Origin of the sequence: Stutzerimonas kirkiae, assembly GCF_004327335.1 — a bacterium.
Classification (GTDB): Bacteria; Pseudomonadota; Gammaproteobacteria; order Pseudomonadales; family Pseudomonadaceae; genus Stutzerimonas; species Stutzerimonas kirkiae.
On sequence record NZ_QJUO01000003.1, the window covers coordinates 186,519 to 208,115 of the forward strand.

15 protein-coding genes are annotated in these 21,597 nt (G+C 62.6%); 8 read left to right on the forward strand and 7 right to left on the reverse strand.

Annotated features, from left to right (window positions below):
* Positions 1-7 precede the first annotated feature (7 nt).
* From DNJ95_RS03735 to DNJ95_RS03760, 6 genes are all read right to left on the reverse strand, one after another.
* Positions 8-3,058 (reverse strand): multidrug efflux RND transporter permease subunit, encoded by a 3,051-nt coding sequence (locus DNJ95_RS03735; protein WP_131183372.1) that lies wholly within the window; start codon positions 3,056-3,058, stop codon positions 8-10.
* A gap of 5 nt (positions 3,059-3,063) precedes the next feature.
* A complete protein-coding gene (locus DNJ95_RS03740) occupies positions 3,064-4,212 on the reverse strand; it encodes an efflux RND transporter periplasmic adaptor subunit (RefSeq protein ID WP_131183373.1) in 1,149 nt (382 codons plus the stop codon).
* Between the two features lie 153 nt (positions 4,213-4,365).
* Positions 4,366-5,460, reverse strand: coding sequence for a DUF1513 domain-containing protein (locus DNJ95_RS03745; RefSeq protein ID WP_131183374.1), 1,095 nt, complete (start codon positions 5,458-5,460; stop codon positions 4,366-4,368).
* Entirely contained in the window at positions 5,461-6,537 is a 1,077-nt protein-coding gene (locus DNJ95_RS03750) for an imelysin family protein (protein ID WP_131183375.1), read from the reverse strand. It abuts the gene before it with no gap.
* A gap of 27 nt (positions 6,538-6,564) precedes the next feature.
* Positions 6,565-7,983, reverse strand: a complete 1,419-nt coding sequence (locus tag DNJ95_RS03755) for a di-heme oxidoreductase family protein (protein WP_131183376.1) — start codon at positions 7,981-7,983, stop codon at positions 6,565-6,567.
* A 159-nt stretch (positions 7,984-8,142) separates the two neighbouring features.
* Positions 8,143-9,486, reverse strand: a complete 1,344-nt coding sequence (locus DNJ95_RS03760) for an imelysin family protein (protein WP_131183377.1) — start codon at positions 9,484-9,486, stop codon at positions 8,143-8,145.
* Between the two features lie 415 nt (positions 9,487-9,901).
* On the opposite strand from DNJ95_RS03760, the gene DNJ95_RS19420 reads away from it, so the two are divergent.
* Positions 9,902-10,153, forward strand: a complete 252-nt coding sequence (locus tag DNJ95_RS19420) for a YkgJ family cysteine cluster protein (protein ID WP_131183378.1) — start codon at positions 9,902-9,904, stop codon at positions 10,151-10,153.
* Between the two features lie 180 nt (positions 10,154-10,333).
* Here the strand turns inward: DNJ95_RS19420 and gltA are convergent, their stop codons facing one another.
* Complete coding sequence (gltA, locus tag DNJ95_RS03770; protein WP_131183379.1) at positions 10,334-11,605, reverse strand: citrate synthase; 1,272 nt, start codon at positions 11,603-11,605, stop codon at positions 10,334-10,336.
* A 362-nt stretch (positions 11,606-11,967) separates the two neighbouring features.
* On the opposite strand from gltA, the gene sdhC reads away from it, so the two are divergent.
* From sdhC to lpdA, 7 genes are all read left to right on the forward strand, one after another.
* The gene (gene sdhC, locus DNJ95_RS03775; RefSeq protein WP_131183394.1) at positions 11,968-12,342 is read left to right on the forward strand and encodes a succinate dehydrogenase, cytochrome b556 subunit; all 375 of its coding nucleotides are present in this window, start codon (positions 11,968-11,970) and stop codon (positions 12,340-12,342) included.
* A complete protein-coding gene (sdhD, locus tag DNJ95_RS03780) occupies positions 12,336-12,704 on the forward strand; it encodes a succinate dehydrogenase, hydrophobic membrane anchor protein (protein ID WP_131183380.1) in 369 nt (122 codons plus the stop codon). The genes sdhC and sdhD overlap by 7 nt, the downstream gene beginning before the upstream one ends.
* Positions 12,705-12,707: 3 nt before the next feature.
* The gene (gene sdhA / locus DNJ95_RS03785; protein ID WP_131183381.1) at positions 12,708-14,480 is read left to right on the forward strand and encodes a succinate dehydrogenase flavoprotein subunit; all 1,773 of its coding nucleotides are present in this window, start codon (positions 12,708-12,710) and stop codon (positions 14,478-14,480) included.
* A gap of 11 nt (positions 14,481-14,491) precedes the next feature.
* Positions 14,492-15,196: a succinate dehydrogenase iron-sulfur subunit gene (locus DNJ95_RS03790; RefSeq protein WP_131183382.1), complete on the forward strand. Its 705-nt coding sequence runs from the start codon at positions 14,492-14,494 to the stop codon at positions 15,194-15,196.
* Between the two features lie 429 nt (positions 15,197-15,625).
* Positions 15,626-18,457, forward strand: a complete 2,832-nt coding sequence (locus tag DNJ95_RS03795) for a 2-oxoglutarate dehydrogenase E1 component (RefSeq protein WP_131183383.1) — start codon at positions 15,626-15,628, stop codon at positions 18,455-18,457.
* Positions 18,458-18,526: 69 nt separating this feature from the next.
* Positions 18,527-19,744, forward strand: a complete 1,218-nt coding sequence (gene odhB, locus DNJ95_RS03800; RefSeq protein ID WP_131183384.1) for a 2-oxoglutarate dehydrogenase complex dihydrolipoyllysine-residue succinyltransferase — start codon at positions 18,527-18,529, stop codon at positions 19,742-19,744.
* 96 nt (positions 19,745-19,840) lie between these two features.
* The gene (gene lpdA / locus DNJ95_RS03805) at positions 19,841-21,277 is read left to right on the forward strand and encodes a dihydrolipoyl dehydrogenase (protein WP_131183385.1); all 1,437 of its coding nucleotides are present in this window, start codon (positions 19,841-19,843) and stop codon (positions 21,275-21,277) included.
* Positions 21,278-21,597: the final 320 nt, after the last annotated feature.

Consider the following 21,597-nt stretch of genomic DNA (forward strand, 5'->3'; position numbering starts at 1 on the left):
GCTGGCCTCAGGTGGTTACCTGTTGCGACACTTGCCGCTGATCGGCATGGGCCAGCAGGGTGTAGACCGTCGGCAGCACGAACAGGGTGAAGGCGGTGCCCACCGACATCCCGGTGGCAATCACCAGGCCGATGTCGAAGCGGCTGACGGCGCCGGCACCAGTGGCGAAGATCAGCGGCAGCATGCCGAATACCATGGCGGCGGTGGTCATCAGCACCGGACGCAGGCGGATGGCGGCGGCCTCCTCGACGGCTGCGCGTGCGCCCAGGCCTTTCTCCCGGCGCAACTGGTTGGCGAACTCGACGATCAGGATGCCGTGCTTGCTGATCAGGCCGATCAGCGTCACCAGGCCGACCTGGGTGTAGATATTCATCGTCGACAGCCCGAGGAACAGCGGCACCAGTGCGCCGCAGATCGACAGCGGCACCGTCACCAGGATCACCAGCGGGTCGCGGAAGCTCTCGAACTGCGCGGCCAGCACCAGGTAGATGATCGCCAGCGCCAGGGCGAAGGTGACGAACAGCGCGTTGCCTTCCTGGATGAACTGGCGCGACGAACCGGCGTAGTCGAAAGTGAAGCCTTGCGGCGCCTCCTCGCGGGCGATGTCGAGCACCGTGTCGATGGCATCGCCCATGCTCACCAGCGGGAAGCCTTCGATCATCGCCGAGTTGAGCTGCTGGAACTGCTTGAGGCGGGTCGGGCGGGCCTCTTCGCGAACCGTGATCAGGGTCGACAAGGGCAGCATCTGGCCCTGCTCGTTCTTCACGTAGTAATTGCTCAGCCACTCGGGGTTGTCGCGGAATTCACGCTCGACCTGGGCGATCACCTTGTAGCTGCGGCCCTCGATGGTAAAGCGGTTGATCTCGCTCTCGCCCAGTAATGTCGCCAGGGTGGTGCCGAGGTCTTCCATAGAAACGCCCATCTGCGCTGCTTTCTCGCGCTCGATCTCGACCACGATCTCGGGTTTGTCGAAGGCGAGGTCGACGTTGAGGATGGCGAACTTGCCGGTTTCCTCGGCCTTCGCCTTGATCCGCTCGGCCACCTGCAGCAGTGACTCGTAGTCGCTGGCCGTGGTGATCACGAACTGGAAGGGCAGGCCTTCCCCGGTACCTGGCAGCGACGGCAGGTTGAAGCTGAATATCTGCAGGCCGGGGATCTGGTCCAGGCGTGCCTGGACCTCGGGCAGGATCTCCATCTGGGTGCGCTGGCGCTCGTCCCAGGGCTTCAGCAGCATGCCGCCGATACCGCTCTGTACACCATCGAAACCATTGATCTGGAACGAGGAATAGTATTCCGGGAAGTCCTTGAAGATGGCGATGAACTCGTCGGTGTAGGTGTTCAGGTAGTCGAGGTTGGTGGGCTGCGGCGCCTTGGCCATCATGAACACCACGCCCTGGTCCTCCTCCGGCGCCAGTTCGCTCTGGGTGAACATCAGCAGCAGCGGGATCAGCGCCAGGATCAGCAGGGCGAACACCACCACCACCGGGCGCGCCTCCAGCGTGCCATGCAGCGCGCGCTGGTAGCGGCTCTTCAACTTATCGAAGATCAGGTCGAGGCGGTGTGCCAGGCCCGAGGGATTCTCATCGTGGCGCAGCAGCCGCGAGCACATCATCGGCGACAGGGTCAGCGCCACCACGCCGGAAATCACCACGGCGCCGGCCAGGGTCAGGGCGAACTCCTTGAACAGCGCGCCGGTCAGGCCTTGCAGGAAGCCGATGGGCGCGTACACGGCGGCCAGGGTGATGGTCATGGAGATCACCGGTATGGCGATCTCCCGCGCGCCCTCTATGGCCGCATCGAAGGGCGTCTTGCCTTCCTCGATATGGCGGTGGATGTTTTCCACCACCACGATCGCATCGTCCACCACCAGGCCGATGGCCAGTACCATGGCGAGCAGGGTCAGCAGGTTGATCGAGTAGCCCATCATCTGCATGAAGAACAGCACGCCGATCATCGACAGTGGAATGGTCACCACCGGGATGATCACCGAGCGCAGCGCGCCGAGGAACAGGAAGACCACCACGATGACGATCAGCACCGCTTCGATCAGGGTCTTGATCACCTCGTCGATGGAGGCCTGGATGAAGCGCGTGCCGTCGTAGGCGATGGAGACGTTCAGGTTCGGCGGCAGTTGCGCCTCCAGTTCCGGCATGATCGCCCGGACTTCCCTGATCACGTCCAGCGGGTTGGCGCTGGGCGTGCCTTTGATGCCGATATAGACCGAAGGAACGCCATCGAAGGAACTGATCGCATTGTAGCTTTCGGCGCCCATCTCCACCCGGGCGACATCGCCGAGCAGCACCCGGCTGTCGCCATCGGTCTTCAGCGGGATCGCGGCGAAGGCCTCGGGGGATTTCAGCTCGGTGTCGGCATTGATGCTGGTGACCACGTACTGGCCCTTCACCTCGCCGGCGGCGGAGAGGAAGTTGTACTTGCGGATCGCCTCGCTGACATCGCTGGCGCTGACGCCATAGGCGGCCAGCTTCACCGGGTCCAGCCAGAGGCGCATGGCGAACACCTGGTTGCCGAGGATTTCCGCCTCGGCCATGCCGGGCAGGGTGGCCAGCTTGGGCTGGATCACCCGCGACAGGTAGTCGGTGATCTGCGGGTTGCTCAACTGCTCGCTGTAGAAGCTGATGTACATCAGCGCCGTGGAGTCGGCGGCCTCCTTGTTCAGCACCGGGTCTTCGGCATTCTGCGGCAATTGGTTCTTGACCGAATTGGCCTTGCTCAGCAGCTCGGTGTAGAGCCGGTCGCTGTCCGCGCCGATACGCGCATAGACCGAGATCATCGACAGGTTCTGCTGGCTGACCGAGGTCATGTAGTCGATGCCTTCGGCGCTGGCCAGGCTTTGCTGCAACGGCTGGGTGATATAGCCCTGGATGGTTTCCGCGTTGGCGCCCGGGTAGGCGGTGCTGATGGTGATCAGCGCGCTCTCGATCTGCGGGTACTGGCGGATGGTCAGGTTGTTGAAGGCCTGGAACCCCAGCAGCACCAGCAGCAGGCTGACGACGCTGGCCAGTACCGGGCGGCGGATGAACGGATCTGTGAAAGCCATGGCGATCAGTTACCTCGATGCGCGGCGGTAGGTGCCTGGCTTGTGCCGGTGCGCAGCCGGTTCTTCTCCGCGATGCGGACGTGGGCGCCGTTGTCGAGCTTGAGCTGGCCCGAGGTGATGACCTGTTCGCCGCTTTCGAGGCCCTTGAGGATGACGATCAGGCCGTCACGCCGTTCGCCGGTCTCGACGAAGCGGCGCTCGGCGATCAGGTAGGGCTCCTGGCTGTCGCTGCCCTGCGCTGCCTCACCTTCCTTGGCGATCAGTACCGAGTTGCCATAGAGGGTATAGGTGACAGCGGTTTCCGGTACGACGATGCGCTGCGCGCTGGCCGGCAGCAGCACCTGCAGGTCGGCGAACATGCCGGGTAGCAGGCGCTCCTCGGGGTTTTCCAGTTCGGCGCGGACCTGCACGTTGCGGGTGCTGGTCTCGACCTTCGGGTTGATGGCGGTGATCCTGCCCGGGAAGGTTTCCCCGGGGTAGGCCGCGACCGTCACTTCGACGGCCTGGCCAAGTGCCAGCAATGGCACCTGCTGTTCGGCCAGGAAGAAGTCGACGAAGAGGGTGGACAGGTCCTGCAGGGTGGCGATGGGCGTACCGGCGGCGATGAAGCCGCCAACGTCGACCTGGCGGATACCGATGGTGCCGGAGAACGGGGCGAGGATGCGCTTCTTCTGCAGGGTCGCCTTGAGCTGGGCGACACTGGCGTTGCTTCTCTGCAACTGGGCATTGAGGCGGTCGAACTCGCTGCGCGAAATGGCCTGGCGCTCGACCAGGCTGCGCGCACGCTGGAACTCGACCCGCGCCAGGTCGAGGTCGGCCTCGGCGCTGGCCAGGTTGGCCTGTTCGACCAGGCTGTCGAGCAGCACGATGGGCTGGTCCTTGCTGACCTTTTCACCGGAGCGGAACTGCACCTGGCTGACCGTCCCGGCGATTTCCACGGACAGGTCGATCCCTTGCGAAGCCTTGAGCGTGCCGATGGCGGGCAGGCGGCCCTGCCAGTCCTGCCGGCGCGACTCCACCACTTCCACGCTGATGGCCGGCTTGGCGGCCTGGAATTGAGCGATCTGCTGTTGAACGGATTTGAACTTGATAGCGGCGAGGATCAATACGACCACGAGTACCGCGCCCAGCATGAAAAGCATACGGCGCAACATATTCCTGTTTCCTTGTTATTTGCACAGGTTTTCCTGTGCTTCTGTCCGGTGGACTGTCCAGCAGTCGGGATTGGGCAAGATAATCCGGGGCGCCGGGCAAGTCAAAACCGACTGGAGTGGTCGGTTTTGACTTGCCCGGCTATCCGGGGGCGTTCAGGCCAGGCGCAGATGGTTGTCCCAGAGGCCGGCCGGCAAGGACAGCGGAGTCACCCGCATACGGCCGGCTTGCCAGTCGTAGCGGCGGCAGCGTCCTTGCCCGGCGCTGACCACGAAGCCCTGGTCGATGGCAGCCACGCCTGCGCAATCGGGGAGATTGGCCTCGTGCACCAGTCGCGTGCTGTCCAGGTCCCAGAAGAACACGCGGTTGCCACGCGGGGCGGTGACGGCCAGCAGGCGCAGTTCATCGTTGATGGCCAGGCTGGCGGTGTACTGGTTCATGGTCTGGCGTTGCGCTTCGGCGAGCGGGAAGGGCTGGAACGCCTGCCCGGGGCGCTTGATCGCCAGCAGGGGTGCGCTGTCCGTGGGTTCGCCTTCGTACTGCTGGCCGGACACCACGGTGCCATCGGCCGCCACGGCAAGGTGGCGCACGCTGTTCATGCGTTCAGGCAGTTGTTCCTTGCTGAGCAGCGTACCGTCGCGATGCATCAACACCAGGCTGGGCTCCATGGCATCGAGGTTCATCATCTCGCGGCTGTCGGCCTCGGTGCGGATGCCGCCATTGGCGACCACCAGCGATTCCCGGTCCGGCATCCACAGCAACTGGTGCGGGCCGACGCCGTGTGTCGGGTGTTCGCCGACCCGCTGCAGGCTGTCCTCCAGTACACGATAGACCCCGAGTACACCGCGGCCGGGGTCGCTGGTGTCGTTCTCGGTGGTATAGAACCAGTCGCCGCCGTCGTGGAACACACCGTGGCCATAGAAATGCCTGTGCTCGGGTGAGTGCATGACTTGCAGCAGTTGCCCCTGCCGCAGGTCGACCAGGTAGCTCTCGCGGCTCGGCCGGCGGCCGACGAAGACCGCCAGCGGTCGTTGTGGGTGCACATAAACGTCATGGCAGCGTTCGGCCACCTGGGTGGCGAATACCTGGCTGCCATCCAGGCGGTAGCCGACGGCGTAATGCCGTCCCTGGCTGTCGTTGCGGGCCGACAGCAGCAGTGGCTGGCCAGTGTGCCTGGCCAGTGCCCAGCCACCCAGTGCGCCCATGGCCAGCAATGCGCTGCTGGCCCCGAGAAATGTCCGGCGTTTCATTCAGTCACCATCGTGTGCGTTGAAACCGATCTGGATGCCCAGTGCCGAGGACAGGTCGCCCTGATGAAGGCGATGCAGGCCATTGATGGCATCGTAAAGGCTGTTCAGTGCCTCTCGGCCGCTTTCATCGGCGAGCAATTGCGCGAAGGGCTGTTCCAGGGCGTCGAGGCGTTGCCGGGTGGTCGCGTAGGCGTTGTCGATACGTTCGGCCAGGGCCTGCTGGTCGCTGCCGAGCAATTGCTTCAGGCCGCCGTCCTGGCCACCCTGCCAGAGTGCGAGAGCGCCATCCAGGGTCGCGCGGATGTTGCCCAGGGTGGCATCGCTACGCCAGGATTCGGCCTGGTAAGGCTGGGGCAGGCCCTTGCTTTGCCGCCCCATCGGGGCGCCGAGTTTTTTCTTCAGGCCATCGAGCGCGGTGACCTGGGTGCGCAGGATGTCGGCGATGGCTTCGTCAGCTTCGGCATAGCGCTCGTTGGGGAACTGCACGAGCTGTTCACGCATCCCGTCCTTTTCCTGCCACTGCGTCAGGATCGCTTCGGCCAGTTTCTGCTGGTGCTGGCCGATCGCGACCAGCAGGGCGCAATAGTGCCCCTTGTCCTCGGGCTTGCCGAGGTCGATGTCAGGGTCGAACAGGATGTACTCGTAGGCGCTCAGCCCCTGTACCACCACGCTGGCGTTTTCCAGGTCGGCCTGGGTCAGCTCGGGTTTTTTCTTCAGCAGGGCGCCGACCTGGCGTGCGACCAGGTTCTTCTTGTCCGGCCAGAACTGTACCTGCCAGGCGCGGTTGCCTTCGCTCAGCGGGCCGGTCTGCAGCGGTTGCAGGTAGGCCCAACTCGCCTGGGCCTGGAGAAAGTGCCCGCGTGCCTCGTTCAGTGCCTGTTCGCCCGCGCAGAAGGCGCTGGCGCTGGCGGCCAGCACGCGGTCATGTTCGGCCCACTGGCTGTAGGCTGGCAGCAGCACGCCATCGGCCAGCGCTTTGCTCGTGGTGGCGAGCGGGTCGGCCTGGTTACAGGCCGTCAGCAGCAGTCCCAGTGCGCTGGCGGATAGAACTGTACTGAGCGTTTTCGTACGGATCATGGTGTCCTCGGCAAGACATATGGCGATTCAGAGTGATTCGAGAAAGGCCAGCAACGCTTCGCGCTGGTCCTGATCGAAGGTGAGTACTGTGCGCTTGGCGGCCTCGGCCTCGCCCGAGTGCCAGAGAATGGCCTCGAGCAGGTTGCGTGCCCGCCCATCATGCAGCAACCGGGTATGCCCGCTGACCCGTTGGGTCAGGCCGATGCCCCAGAGTGGCGGGGTGCGCCACTCGCGGCCGCTGGCCTCGAATTCGGGGCGGTGGTCGGCCAGGCCTTCGCCCATATCATGCAGCAGCAGATCGGTGTAGGGGCGTATCACCTGGCTGGCCAGTTCCGGCTCGGCCGCGTCGGCGGCGGTGGTGAATTGGGGAATATGGCAACTGGCACAGCCTGCCTGGTGAAACAGGCGTTTGCCGGCCAGCACCGCTGGGGCGTCGACATTCCGCCGTGCCGGCACACCCAGGTTGCGCGTATAGAAGGTCACCAGGTCGAGGATATTGTCGCTGACTTCCGGCGAGCCGCCATCAGGCATGGCCAGGCACTCGCGCTGGCGCGCGCCGCAGACGCTGCCGGGGAACAGGCTGGTGCTCAGGCCCATATCGTTGAAGAAGGCGTCGGCATTCTGCTGGCGAAGGCTCGGCTGCCCGGCTTTCCAGCCAAAACGCCCGAGAACCGTTTCACCCGTGCGATGGTCATGGACCCGGTTGGGGCGTCCGTAGATACCATCGCCATTGGCATCTTCCGGGTCGGCATTGGCAAGTATCGCCGACTCGGGGATGGCCTCGAGCAGACCAAGGCCGATCATCGGCGGCGCGATGCGTACGGAGAACAGCGTCTGCGCGTGCAACGGGCCATAAGCCAGGTTGGTAACCACCAGTTCGGGCGCTTGCAGTTCGACGCTGTGGCCGTCGGCGAAAGTGACCCGATGCGTCCTGTAGTCGAGCCTGACCCGGCCTTCCGGCGCGACGCCCGGTATGGCCATGTCCTGCAACTGGCCGCCATAGGTCGGTTCGGGGACAACCCCGCGCTCCTTCAGCAATTGCGCATGTTCCGCCGAGGCGGGAATGGAAAGCCGTACCAGCATGGACACCGCATTGCTCGCATCGGCCGCCGCGGGATGGCCGCGACCGTCCTTGATGTGGCAGCCCTGGCAGGCATTGGTATTGAACAGCGGGCCAAGGCCGTCGCGGGCGGTCGTCGAGGCTGGCGCCATGACCCAGGGGTTGCGGAAGAAACTGTTGCCGACACTGAAGTCCAGGCGGCGAGTCGGCGCGAGGTTGGCCGAGGGCATGGAAAAGGCATTCTGGTCGAACTTCATCACGGTGGTTTCACCGCCCGAGAGGGATTCGCCAGGTTCCGCCCGGGTAAAGTCGAGATCGCTCCGCTCACAGGCCACGAGTAGAAAGGGCAGTGCAAGAATGGGCGCGAAAGACCACAGCGGACGCATCGGAGCCTTACCTGAGCTTGAAAGGGGGGCGATGGTAACAGGCTGTGGAGGGGAAGATAAAAGTCGTTTTCATGTGTAAAGGGTTGCAGTGCCGGGTTGCCCCTGTCGCCGGAGTGAACCTGTGGCATGGCGCCACAGGTTCGTCCAGGGAGCGAGGAATCAGAACTCGTGGTCGGCGGTGTCCGGGTTGAGGTCACTGATACCCAGGGCGGCGGCGGCCTGTTCGATGGCGGCGGTCTGCTTGACCAGCGCGGCGATGGCGTCGCTGACCTTCTGGTTGCCGGCGGTGTTGCCGGAGGCGATCAACTGGTCGAAGGCTTCGCCGTCGTTCGCGCTGTCCACCAGCACCTGCAGCCTGGCCTGGGTCTCGTCGAGATCGCTCTTGAGCGTTGCGTCGACCTGGGCGTTAGTCGCTTCTACCAGCGAGGAGAGGCTGGGGCCGCTGATGGTGCTGCCGTCCACTTTCCTGTATTCGCCCAGGTAGACATTGCGGATGCCCAGGCCATTGTAGAAGTGCGAGTTGTGGGTGTTGTCGCTGAAGCAGTCGTGCTCGTCCTCGGTGGAGTTGGCTTCCAGCGATACTTTCATGCGTTCGCCGGCCAGTTCGCCGAGGGACAGGCTGCCCATGCCGAAAAGGATCTTGCGCAGGCCGTTCTCGACCGGCTCGGCCTCGAGGCTGGCGCGGTAGTTGTCGGCATCGCCGGCTTGCCACTGCGCGGTCATTTCCGCGAGGTCGTCGACCAGCAGTTCGGTCACTACCCGCAGGTAGGTACGGCGACGCTCGTTGTTGTCGCCGGTGGCGCCTTCGCCGACCAGGTAGTCGGTATAGGGGCGCTGGCCGGCACCCGGCTCGGTGCCATTGAGGTCCTGGCCCCAGAGCAGGAATTCGATGGCGTGGTAGCCGGTGGCGACGTTGGCTTCGGAACCGGCCAGTTCGTTCAGGTCGGCCAGTGCCTCCGCGGTGATTTCACTGATGTCGATGGTGTCCTCGCCCACCTGGATGCTGGTATTGGCGATGATATTGGCGGTGGCGCCAGGGTTGCCCAGGGCGTGCTGGTAGTCGCCCTCGACATAGTCGATCAGCCCTTCGTCCAGTGGCCAGGCATTGACCTGGCCTTCCCAGTCGTCGACCAGGGTGTTGCCGAAGCGGAAGACTTCCGTCTGCATGTAGGGAACGCGGGCGGCCAGCCAGGCATCCTTGGCCGCTTGCAGGGTCGCTTCGCCGGGTTCCGCGATCAGTGCCTGTACGGCTTTCTGCAGTTCGAGAGCGGTGCCGTGGGCGTCGCCGAAGGCGGCATGGGCTATTTCGGCGTAGTGCTTGACCACGGCCCTGGCGGCCTGTTCGTCATATTGGCCGGTAGCCGTGGCCGGCTCGCTCTGGGCCTGGGTTGCCGGTTGCGATTCCGTGGCCTGGGTGGCGGGCTGTTTGTCTTCACCGCAGCCGGCGAGGGCAATGGCGACGGCGAGCAGGCTGGCAGTGGCCCAGATGGGAGTACGTGGCATGGCGGGTTCCTTTGCTTTGCGGTATTTGTGTGGAAACTTCCGTTCTCGCCTGAAACCTGAAAGAGCCGAAAAGAGCGCAGGAAAGCTGGAGGCTGAACGAAAGGGCGTGGCAGCCGGTGTTTTTCGTCCGGGCGTTCCAGCCCCGGCGCCTTGAGCGAAGCCCCTTGCCGGTGCCGTGCATGACGGCACCGCGCGATCGTCCTGCTGGATTGACCGCGTCCAGGCGTAGAGTGAACAAGCCTCGCATGATGCGAAAGATTTGCGTTTTGTGCAAAGGTTAGATGCGGCGCTGTCCGCTGTATTCATTCAGTGTGTGTCACGCCGGCGTGCCGAATCGCTGTGGTGGATGCGCGGGGCTTGAGGGTAGCCGGATATCGGCGGCAAAATATGCCCGACCTGCCTGGATGTTCGCGCGATGAAATGTCGTCCCGGATGCGGCGCCTGCTGTATCTCTCCTTCCATCTCTTCAGCCTTGCCTGGGCACCCGCAAGGAAAGCCGGCCGGAGTGCGCTGCTTTCACCTGTCGCTGGAGAATCTCTGCGGGCTCTTCGGTAAATCTGAGCGGCCGGCGGTGTGCGCTGGTTTCCAGGCTGATCCTGCGGTTTGTGGCAATGATCGGGGAGAGGCCATCAGGCTGCTGGGCTGGCTGGAGCAGGCGACGCTATGACAGGCTGAAGCGGCTACCGGCGGAGGGAAAGTCCGTTGTCGGCGCTGGCCCGGAGCTTCCGCCTCCGGCCTCCGGCGCTTTGAGCGACAACGTCGAAAGGCATGGGCTGTACGGTTTGAGCCACGGATATGAAAAAGGCTGCCCGAGGGCAGCCTTTCGCTTTCAGCGGGTCGTGTCCGCTCAGCGATTCAGGTCGCGTTTTGCGTGACCTGTGTACAGTTGACGCGGGCGACCGATCTTCTGGCCGCTGGCGATCATTTCTTTCCAGTGGGAGATCCAGCCGACGGTACGCGACAGGGCGAAGATCACGGTGAACATGCTGGTCGGGATGCCGATGGCCTTGAGGATGATGCCCGAGTAGAAGTCGACGTTCGGGTACAGGTTGCGCTCGGCGAAGTAGGGGTCTTTCAGCGCGATCTCTTCCAGCTTCATGGCCAGTTCCAGTTGCGGGTCCTGGATGCCCAGTTCGCCGAGAACCTCGTCGCAGGTCTGCTTCATGACCTTGGCGCGCGGGTCGAAGTTCTTGTAGACGCGGTGGCCGAAGCCCATCAGCTTGAACGGGTCGTTCTTGTCCTTGGCCTTGGCCAGGAACTTCTCGATGTTCGATACGTCGCCGATCTCATCCAGCATGGTCAGCACCGCCTCGTTGGCGCCGCCGTGAGCCGGGCCCCAGAGTGCCGCGATACCGGCTGCGATACAGGCGAACGGGTTGGCCCCGGTCGAGCCGGCCAGGCGCACGGTGGAGGTGGACGCGTTCTGCTCGTGGTCGGCATGCAGGACGAAGATGCGGTCCATGGCCCTGGCCAGTACCGGGCTGATCGGCTTGCTCTCGCATGGTGTGTTGAACATCATGTGGAGGAAGTTTTCCGCGTAGTTCAGATCGTTGCGCGGATACATGATCGGCTGGCCGATGGAGTACTTGTAGACCATGGCGGCGATGGTCGGCATCTTGGCGACCAGGCGATGCGCGGAAATTTCGCGATGCTTGGGGTCGTTGATGTCCAGCGAGTCATGGTAGAAGGCGGAGAGGGCGCCGACGATGCCGCACATGATGGCCATCGGGTGGGCATCGCGGCGGAAGCCGTTGAGGAACGACTTCAGTTGTTCGTGAACCATGGTGTGGTTCTGGATGGTGCTGACGAACTTGGCCTTTTCCTCTGCGTTCGGCAGTTCGCCGTTGAGCAGCAGGTAGCAGGTCTCGAGATAGTCGGTTTTTTCGGCCAGTTGCTCGATGGGGTAGCCGCGATGCAGCAGGATGCCCTTGTCGCCGTCGATGTAGGTGATCTGAGACTCGCAAGAGGCGGTCGACATGAAGCCAGGGTCGAAGGTGAAACGACCTGTGGAGGTCAGACCGCGGACGTCGATCACATCGGGACCGACGGTGCCGGATAGTACGGGCAGTTCCACGGGGGCTGCGCCCTCGATGATCAACTGCGCTTTCTTGTCAGCCATGTACGGCCTCCTGTTTTATGCTTGGAATCATCATGGCCCCCCACGCAGGGCCCGCATCACTATAGTGAGATAAATCTCAATGTCAATTTGCGAAAAGCCCTGTCGCAGAGGGGGTTCGGGGGGGTAATTCGCAACGTGATCCATATGATTACGACATTCGTATATAGGCCGCTATCAGCCTTTAGTGGCACTTCACCACATTGTCATTAGTACCCTAACTGTTTATACTCGGAAACCGACCGGCAGGGGCCTGGCAGGCAGTTTCCTGCAGGTTGTCACTCGTGGGTAGCGGGTACTGCTGTGTACTCTTCCCAACAACTTTGCCCTGCGTCCCGGGGCTCTCAAGTGTGAAAAAAGAAGCCGTGAAAAGCCAACGACCTGTAAACCTAGATCTTAGGACAATAAAACTCCCAATCACTGCTTACACGTCGATTCTCCACCGTGTATCCGGTGTCATTCTGTTTTTCGGTATTGCGATACTGCTGTTCGCGCTCGATGCTTCGCTGTCTTCCGAGGAAGGCTTTGCCGGAGTCAAGGCGTGTCTGAGCAGTCCGCTGGCCAAATTCATAATCTGGGGGCTGTTGTCCGCGCTGTTGTACCACTTGGTGGCTGGTGCCCGTCACCTGGTAATGGACGCTGGCCTTGGTGAGACGCTGGAAGGCGGCAAGCTGGGCTCGAAAATCGTGATCGTCGTCGCGGCGATACTGATCGTTCTGCTGGGGGTGTGGATATGGTAACCAATGTCACCAACTTTTCGCGTTCGGGTCTCTACGACTGGATGGCGCAACGTGTCTCTGCAGTGGTGCTTGCGGCTTATTTTCTGTTCCTGCTTGGTTATCTGATAGCCAATCCGAACCTCGGGTATGCGCAGTGGCATGAGCTGTTCTCGTCCAACTGGATGCGCATTTTCAGCCTTCTGGCTCTGGTTGCCCTCAGCGTTCACGCCTGGGTCGGTATGTGGACGATCTCCACTGACTACCTGACCGGCATGGCGATTGGTCGCTGGGCTACCGTTGTGCGTTTCCTTTTCCAGGCAGTATGTGGCATCGCTATGTTCACATTCTTCGTCTGGGGTGTGCAGATTCTTTGGGGTATCTGATCCATGGCTAACATTCGTACGCTTTCCTTCGACGCCATCATCGTCGGCGGCGGTGGCGCCGGCATGCGCGCGGCACTGCAACTGGCCCAGGGTGGCCACAAGACCGCCGTGGTGACCAAGGTGTTCCCGACCCGTTCCCACACTGTGTCGGCCCAGGGCGGTATCACTTGCGCCATCGCTTCGGCGGACCCGAACGACGATTGGCGCTGGCACATGTACGACACCGTCAAGGGGTCGGACTACATCGGTGACCAGGACGCCATCGAGTACATGTGTTCCGTCGGCCCGGAAGCCGTGTTCGAGCTGGACCACCTGGGCCTGCCGTTTTCCCGTACCGAGCAGGGGCGTATCTACCAGCGCCCGTTCGGTGGCCAGTCCAAGGACTTCGGCAAGGGTGGCCAGGCCGCCCGTACCTGCGCCGCTGCCGACCGTACCGGCCATGCGCTGCTGCATACCCTTTATCAGGCCAACCTGAAGAACGGCACTTCCTTCCTCAATGAATGGTATGCCGTCGACCTGGTGAAGAATCAGGATGGCGCCATCGTCGGTATCGTCGCGATCTGCATCGAGACCGGTGAAACCGTCTATATCCGTTCCAAGGCCGTGGTCCTGGCCACTGGCGGTGCCGGCCGTATCTACGCCTCCACCACCAACGCCCTGATCAATACCGGCGACGGTATCGGCATGGCCCTGCGTGCCGGTGTGCCGGTGCAGGACATCGAGATGTGGCAGTTCCACCCGACCGGTATCGCCGGTGCCGGGGTGCTGGTGACCGAAGGTTGCCGTGGCGAGGGTGGCTACCTGATCAACGCCCATGGCGAGCGCTTCATGGAGCGTTATGCGCCGAACGCCAAGGACCTGGCCGGCCGCGACGTGGTCGCGCGCTCGATGGTCAAGGAAGTCCTGGCAGGCAACGGCTGTGGCCCGAACAAGGATCACGTGTTGCTGAAACTCGACCACCTGGGCGAGGAAGTGCTGCACAGCCGCCTGCCGGGTATCTGCGAGCTGTCGAAGACCTTCGCCCACGTCGATCCGGTCCTCGCGCCGGTCCCGGTCATCCCGACCTGCCACTACATGATGGGTGGCGTCGCCACCAACATCCATGGCCAGGCCATCACCCAGGATGCCAACGGCAACGACACCATCATCGATGGCCTGTTCGCCGTGGGCGAAGTCGCCTGCGTATCGGTGCATGGCGCCAACCGCCTGGGCGGCAACTCGCTGCTCGACCTGGTGGTGTTCGGTCGTGCCGCCGGCCTGCACCTGGAGAAGGCGCTCAAGGAAGGCATCGAGCACCGTGCCGCTTCCGATACCGACCTGGAGCAGTCCTTCAAGCGCCTTGCCGGCGTCAACGAACGCACCACCGGCGAAGATGTCGCGCCGTTGCGCAAGGAACTGCAGAACTGCATGCAGAACTACTTCGGTGTATTCCGTACCGGCGAATACATGCAGAAGGGGATCGCGCAACTGGTCGATCTGCGCGAACGCATCGCCAACGTCAAGATCTCCGACAAGAGCCAGTCCTTCAACACCGCCCGCATCGAAGCCCTGGAGCTGCAGAACCTGCTAGAGGTCGCCGAAGCCACCGCGATCGCCGCGGAGGTGCGCAAGGAGTCCCGTGGCGCCCATGCTCGTGAAGACTACGAGGAGCGTGACGACAAGGACTGGCTCTGCCATACCCTGTACTTCCCGGGAGAGAAGCGTGTCGCCAAGCGTGCGGTCAACTTCGCTCCTAAGACTGTGCCGGCATTCGAACCCAAGGTTCGGACATACTGAGGTCGCTCGAAATGTTGCAAGTGAGTGTTTATCGCTACAACCCCGATCATGATGACAAGCCTTATGTTCAGGACTTTCAGGTCGACACCAGCGGCAAGGACCTGATGGTTCTGGATGTCCTGGCGCTGATCAAGGAGCAGGACGAGGGCTTTTCCTATCGTCGCTCCTGCCGCGAAGGCGTGTGTGGCTCCGATGGCATGAACATCAATGGCAAGAACGGCCTGGCCTGCATCACCCCTCTGTCCTCCGTGGTCAAGGGCAACAAGCTGGTCATCCGTCCGCTGCCAGGGCTTCCGGTCATTCGTGACCTGGTCGTCGATATGAGCATCTTCTACAAGCAGTACGAGAAGGTTCGCCCGTATCTGATGAACAATACGCCGGCTCCGGCGATCGAACGTCTGCAGAGCCCGGCGGATCGCGAGAAGCTCGATGGGCTCTACGAGTGCATCCTGTGTGCATGCTGTTCGACCAGTTGCCCATCCTTCTGGTGGAACCCGGACAAGTTCCTCGGTCCGGCCGCGTTGCTGCAGGCCTACCGCTTCCTGGCAGATAGCCGGGACACGGAGACGGAGAACCGTCTGGCCGCTCTGGATGACCCGTTCAGCGTATTCCGCTGCCGTGGCATCATGAACTGCGTGAATGTCTGCCCGAAAGGGTTGAACCCGACCAAGGCAATTGGTCACGTGCGCAACATGCTGCTGCAAAGCGCCACCTGATGGGTGGTTGTGCGGATGATCCGATGGATCTGATGTGCAACAGTGTTTTACCGTGACACCTACGGCGCCGGAGTGATCTACTACGGCGCCGTAGTTTTAGAACCGGCTCACGATCTCGCGAGCTAGGTCCTGCAAGGCAAAAACAGGCGAGGAAGCGGAGTTTACGAGTGGTAAATGAGCATCCGAGCCTGTTTTTAACGCGGCAGGGCCGGCGCGCGGCAGATCGTGAACAGGTTCTTAGAGAAGTTCCGGCCCTGAAGGCCGGGAATTCAATCTGAAAATTTGATGACCAGCAGGAGCATCCGGGTGGGAGCCCGGGAACTATCTGCGGGGTCCGTGGTGGCTTTACCCGGGTCGCTGCTTCAGAACTTGGGAAGTCATGCTGCGGTTTCCACGCTGGTGGTACCTCCTTATCGAAGGTGACCAAACATGCAAGAAAGCGTAATGCAGCGCATGTGGGACAGTGCCCACTTATCCGGTGGCAACGCTGCCTATGTGGAAGAGCTCTATGAGCTCTATCTGCACGACCCCAATTCAGTGCCCGAAGAGTGGCGCAACTACTTTCAGAAGCTGCCAGCCGATGCCGGTACGGCGGCCGATGTTTCTCACTCGACGATCCGCGACCAGTTCATTCTGCTGGCGAAGAATCAGCGCCGGACCCAACCCGTATCCGCGGGTAGCGTTGGCAGCGAGCATGAGAAGAAGCAGGTTGAAGTCCTGCGCCTGATCCATGCCTATCGCTTGCGCGGTCATCAGGCTGCCCAGCTCGATCCGCTCGGCCTGCAGGCGCGGACCGCGCCGGTCGATCTTTCCGTCAGCAACTATGCGCTGACCGACGCCGACCTGGACACCGTGTTCCGCACCGGTGACCTGGCGATTGGCAAGGACCAGGCGAGCCTGCGTGAAATCCTGCAGGCCCTTCAAGAGACATATTGCCGCACCGTCGGTGCCGAGTATGCGCACATTGTCGACTCGGAGCAGCGCAACTGGTTTATCCAGCGCCTCGAGAGCGTGCGTGGCCGTCCGGCCTATTCGGCGCAGATCAGGGACCACCTGCTCGAGCGCCTTTCGGCCGCCGAAGGCCTGGAGAAGTACCTCGGTACCAAGTACCCGGGCACCAAGCGCTTCGGCCTGGAAGGCGGCGAGAGCCTGATCCCGCTGCTCGACGAGATCATCCAGCGTTCCGGTTCCTATGGCACCAAGGAAATCGTCATCGGCATGGCCCACCGTGGCCGCCTGAACGTGCTGGTGAATACCTTCGGCAAGAATCCGCGCGACCTGTTCGACGAGTTCGAAGGCAAGCGCGTGGAAGGGCTCAGTTCGGGTGACGTGAAATATCACCAGGGCTTCTCTTCCAACGTGATGACGCCGGGTGGGGAAATCCACCTGGCCATGGCGTTCAACCCGTCGCACCTGGAGATCGTTTCCCCGGTGGTCGAGGGATCGGTGCGTGCCCGCCAGGATCGCCGCAATGATCCGGCCGGCGACAAGGTGCTGCCGGTGACCATCCACGGCGACTCGGCGTTCGCCGGTCAGGGCGTGGTGATGGAAACCTTCCAGATGTCGCAGACCCGTGCGTACAAGACTGGCGGCACCATTCGCATCGTCATCAACAACCAGGTCGGCTTCACCACCAGCCGCCGGGAAGATACGCGTTCCACCGAGTACGCAACCGATGTCGCCAAGATGATCCAGGCGCCGATCTTCCATGTGAATGCGGATGACCCGGAAGCGGTGCTGTTCGTCACCCAGTTGGCGGTCGACTATCGCATGCAGTTCAAGCGCGATATCGTCATCGACCTGGTCTGCTATCGCCGCCGCGGCCACAACGAAGCGGACGAGCCGAGCGGCACCCAACCGCTGATGTATCAGAAGATCGCCAAGCAGCGCACCACGCGCGAACTGTATGCCGATGCCCTGGTTCAGGGTGGCGTGCTCGACGCTTCCGGTGTGCAGGCCAAGATCGACGAATACCGTACGGCCCTGGACAACGGCCTGCATGTGGTCAAGAGCCTGGTCAAGGAGCCGAACAAGGAACTGTTCGTCGACTGGCGTCCATACCTGGGCCATGCCTGGACCGCGCGCCACGACACCAGCTTCGAGCTGAAGACCCTGCAGGAACTGTCCAGCAAGCTGCTGCAGACGCCGGAAGGCTTCGTCGTGCAACGCCAGGTCTCGAAGATCTACGAAGATCGCCAGCGCATGGGTGCCGGCGCGCTGCCGATCAACTGGGGCTACGCCGAGACCATGGCCTATGCGACCCTGTTGTTCGAAGGCCACCCGGTGCGTATCAGTGGCCAGGACGTGGGGCGTGGTACTTTCTCCCATCGCCATGCCGCCCTGCACAACCAGAAGGATGGCAGCACCTATGTGCCGCTGAAGCACCTCTATGAGGGCCAGCCGCGTTTCGACCTGTATGACTCCTTCCTTTCCGAAGAAGCGGTACTGGCATTCGAATACGGCTATTCCAGCACCACGCCGAATGCGCTGGTGATCTGGGAAGCCCAGTTCGGCGACTTCGCCAACGGTGCCCAGGTAGTGATCGACCAGTTCATCACCAGTGGCGAGCACAAGTGGGGCCGTCTGTGCGGCCTGACCATGCTGTTGCCGCACGGTTATGAAGGGCAGGGGCCGGAGCACTCCTCGGCACGCCTGGAGCGTTACCTGCAACTCTGTGCCGAGCACAATATCCAGGTCTGCGTGCCGACCACGCCGGCGCAGGTCTACCACATGCTGCGTCGCCAGGCGATCCGCCCGCTGCGCAAACCGCTGGTGGCCCTGACGCCGAAGTCGCTGCTGCGTCACAAACTGGCAATCTCCACCCTGGAGGATCTGACCCAGGGTTCGTTCCAGGCGGTGATCCCGGAGATCGATCCGCACGAGGCCGCCAAGGTCGAGCGCGTGGTCCTGTGCAGCGGCAAGGTGTACTACGATCTGCTGGAGAAGCGCCGCAACGAAGGGCGCGAAGATATCGCCATCGTGCGCATCGAGCAGTTGTATCCGTTCCCCGAGGATGACCTGACCGAAGTGCTCGCACGCTATGCCAACCTCAAGCATATCGTCTGGTGCCAGGAAGAGCCGATGAACCAGGGGGCCTGGTATTGCAGCCAGCATCATATGCGCCGAGTGATCGCGGCCCGTGACAAGACGCTGGTGCTGCAATATGCCGGTCGCGATGCTTCCGCTTCCCCTGCGGTCGGTTATGCTTCGCTGCATGCCGAACAGCAGGAGAAACTGCTGCAGGACGCTTTCACCGTTTAACCATTCGTACCCGGGGCCGCGGGATTCGCGGCCCCGGTGTAGAAACCGAATCAATAGGATCCTTGAATAATGGCTATCGAGATCAAAGCCCCTACATTCCCTGAATCGGTTGCCGACGGCACCGTTGCCACTTGGCACAAGAAGCCGGGTGAGGCTGTCAAGCGTGACGAACTGATCGTCGATATCGAAACCGACAAGGTGGTAATGGAGGTTCTCGCCGAGGCTGATGGCGTTCTGACCGAGATTGTCAAGAATGAAGGTGACACCGTCCTGAGCGGCGAACTGCTCGGCAAGCTGGACGCGGGCGCGACTGCCTCGGCTCCGGCCGCCGCTGCTCCTGCCGAAGCGCCTGCCGCGACTGCCGCTCCAGCGGCCGCTGGCGAGGAAGCCATTCTCGCGCCTGCGGCGCGCAAGCTGGCCGAGGAAAACGGCATCGCCGTCGACAGCCTGGCGGGTACCGGCAAGGGTGGCCGTGTGACCAAGGAAGACGTGGTCGCCGCCATCGAAGGCAAGAATGCAGCTCCGGCGCCTGCCGCCAAGCCTGCCGCGCCTGCCGCTGCCGCGCCGATCTTCGCCGCGGGCGACCGCGTCGAGAAGCGCGTGCCGATGACCCGCCTGCGTGCCAAGGTTGCCGAGCGCCTGGTCGAGGCCCAGTCCTCGATGGCCATGCTGACGACTTTCAACGAAGTCAACATGAAGCCGATCATGGAGCTGCGCGCCAAGTACAAGGACCTGTTCGAGAAGAAGCACGACGGCGTACGCCTGGGCTTCATGTCCTTCTTCGTCAAGGCCGCCACCGAAGCGCTCAAGCGCCAGCCGGGCGTCAACGCTTCCATCGACGGTAACGACATCGTCTACCACGGCTACCAGGATGTCGGCGTGGCCGTTTCCAGCGACCGTGGCCTGGTGGTTCCGGTCCTGCGCAACGCCGAGCAGATGAGCCTGGCCGAGATCGAAGGCACCATCAACGCCTTCGGCAAGAAAGCCAAGGCCGGCAAGCTGACCATCGAAGAGATGACTGGCGGTACCTTCACCATCTCCAACGGTGGCGTGTTCGGTTCGCTGCTGTCGACGCCGATCGTCAACCCGCCGCAAACCGCCATCCTCGGCATGCACAAGATTCAGGAACGGCCGATGGCCGTCAATGGCCAGGTGGTCATCCTGCCGATGATGTATCTGGCGCTGTCCTACGACCACCGCCTGATCGACGGCAAGGAAGCGGTTACCTTCCTGGTTACCCTGAAGGACCTGCTGGAAGATCCGGCACGCCTGCTGCTGGATATCTAAAAAGCAGCCATGAGCTGCAAGCTTCGAGCTGCAAGAGGGTAGCCGAGGCTTGTGGCGTGTGGTTCGAAGAGCTTGCCGCTTAACAGAGGATTTTTTATGAGCCAGAAATTCGACGTTGTCGTCATCGGTGCCGGTCCCGGCGGCTACGTTGCTGCCATCAAGGCTGCGCAGCTTGGCCTCAAGACCGCCTGTATCGAGAAGTACCAGGGCAAGGAAGGCAAGACCGCGTTGGGCGGTACCTGCCTGAACGTCGGTTGTATCCCGTCCAAGGCGCTGCTGGACAGCTCCTACAAGTTCCATGAGGCGCACGAGAGCTTCAAGGTCCACGGTATCAGCACCGGCGATGTCGCCATCGACGTGCCGACCATGGTTGCCCGCAAGGACCAGATCGTCAAGAACCTCACCGGTGGCGTTGCCGCGCTGCTGAAGGCCAACGGCGTCACCCTGTTCGAGGGCCACGGCAAGCTGCTGGCCGGCAAGCAGGTCGAAGTCGCCAAGCTCGACGGCAGCACCGAAGTGCTGGCGGCGGAGAACGTGATCCTGGCGTCCGGCTCCAAGCCGGTGGATATTCCGCCGGCCCCGGTGGACCAGGACATCATCGTCGACTCCACCGGCGCGCTGGACTTCCAGGACGTACCGAAGCGCCTGGGCGTCATCGGTGCCGGTGTCATCGGCCTGGAGCTGGGTTCGGTATGGGCCCGTCTGGGTGCCGAAGTGACCGTCATCGAAGCACTGGACAAGTTCCTGCCGGCCGCCGATGAACAGGTCGCCAAGGAAGCCCAGAAGATCCTTGGCAAGCAGGGTCTGAACATCCGCCTGGGGGCCCGTGTCACCGGTTCGAAGATCGAGGGCCGTGAGGTCACCGTCAACTTCACCGATGCCAATGGCGAACAGCAGCAGACCTTCGACAAGCTGATCGTGGCGGTTGGCCGTCGTCCGGTGACCACCGACCTGCTGGCCGCCGACTCCGGCGTCAACCTCGACGAGCGCGGTTTCATCTTCGTCGACGATTACTGCGCGACCAGTGTGCCGGGTGTCTATGCCATCGGTGACGTGGTACGTGGTGCGATGCTGGCGCACAAGGCCTCCGAAGAGGGTGTGGTGGTCGCCGAGCGTATCGCCGGGCACAAGGCACAGTTGAACTACGACCTGATCCCGTCGGTCATCTACACCCATCCGGAAATCGCCTGGGTCGGCAAGTCCGAGCAGGTGCTGAAGTCCGAGGGTGTCGAAGTGAACGTCGGTACCTTCCCGTTCGCGGCCAGCGGCCGTGCCATGGCTGCCAACGATACCGCCGGTTTCGTCAAGGTCATCGCCGATGCCAAGACCGACCGCGTACTGGGCGTGCACGTGATCGGCCCGAGCGCCGCCGAGCTGGTCCAGCAGGGTGCGATCGGTATGGAGTTCGGCACCAGTGCCGAAGACCTGGGTCTGATGGTGTTCTCGCACCCGACGCTGTCCGAGGCGCTGCATGAAGCGGCCCTGGCGGTGAACGGCCATGCGATCCATGTGGCCAACCGCAAGAAGCGCTGATCCGAGGCGTGAGTGACCGGGCTGTGTGAGTTTTTCCAAACGTCACCGGCCCCTAGGCAAAGCGCAGTGTTCTCTGGAACACTGCGCTTTGTCGTTTCCAGAGCCCATCGAAGCAGGGTAGCCGTGCCCTGCCGGCATGGAGGCTTTATGTAGGGTGCGCGATGCGCACCGGTTTCTCCGCACAGGTACGCATGGCGCACCCTTGTATCTCGACTTCAGCCCTGTCAATGGGCAATAGTCCCCGACTGATCATCGGGGGAAGGACTGGGAAGACGTGCGCACCCTTAGGCTTCGAGCCTGCATCGTAGATAGCACTCCCG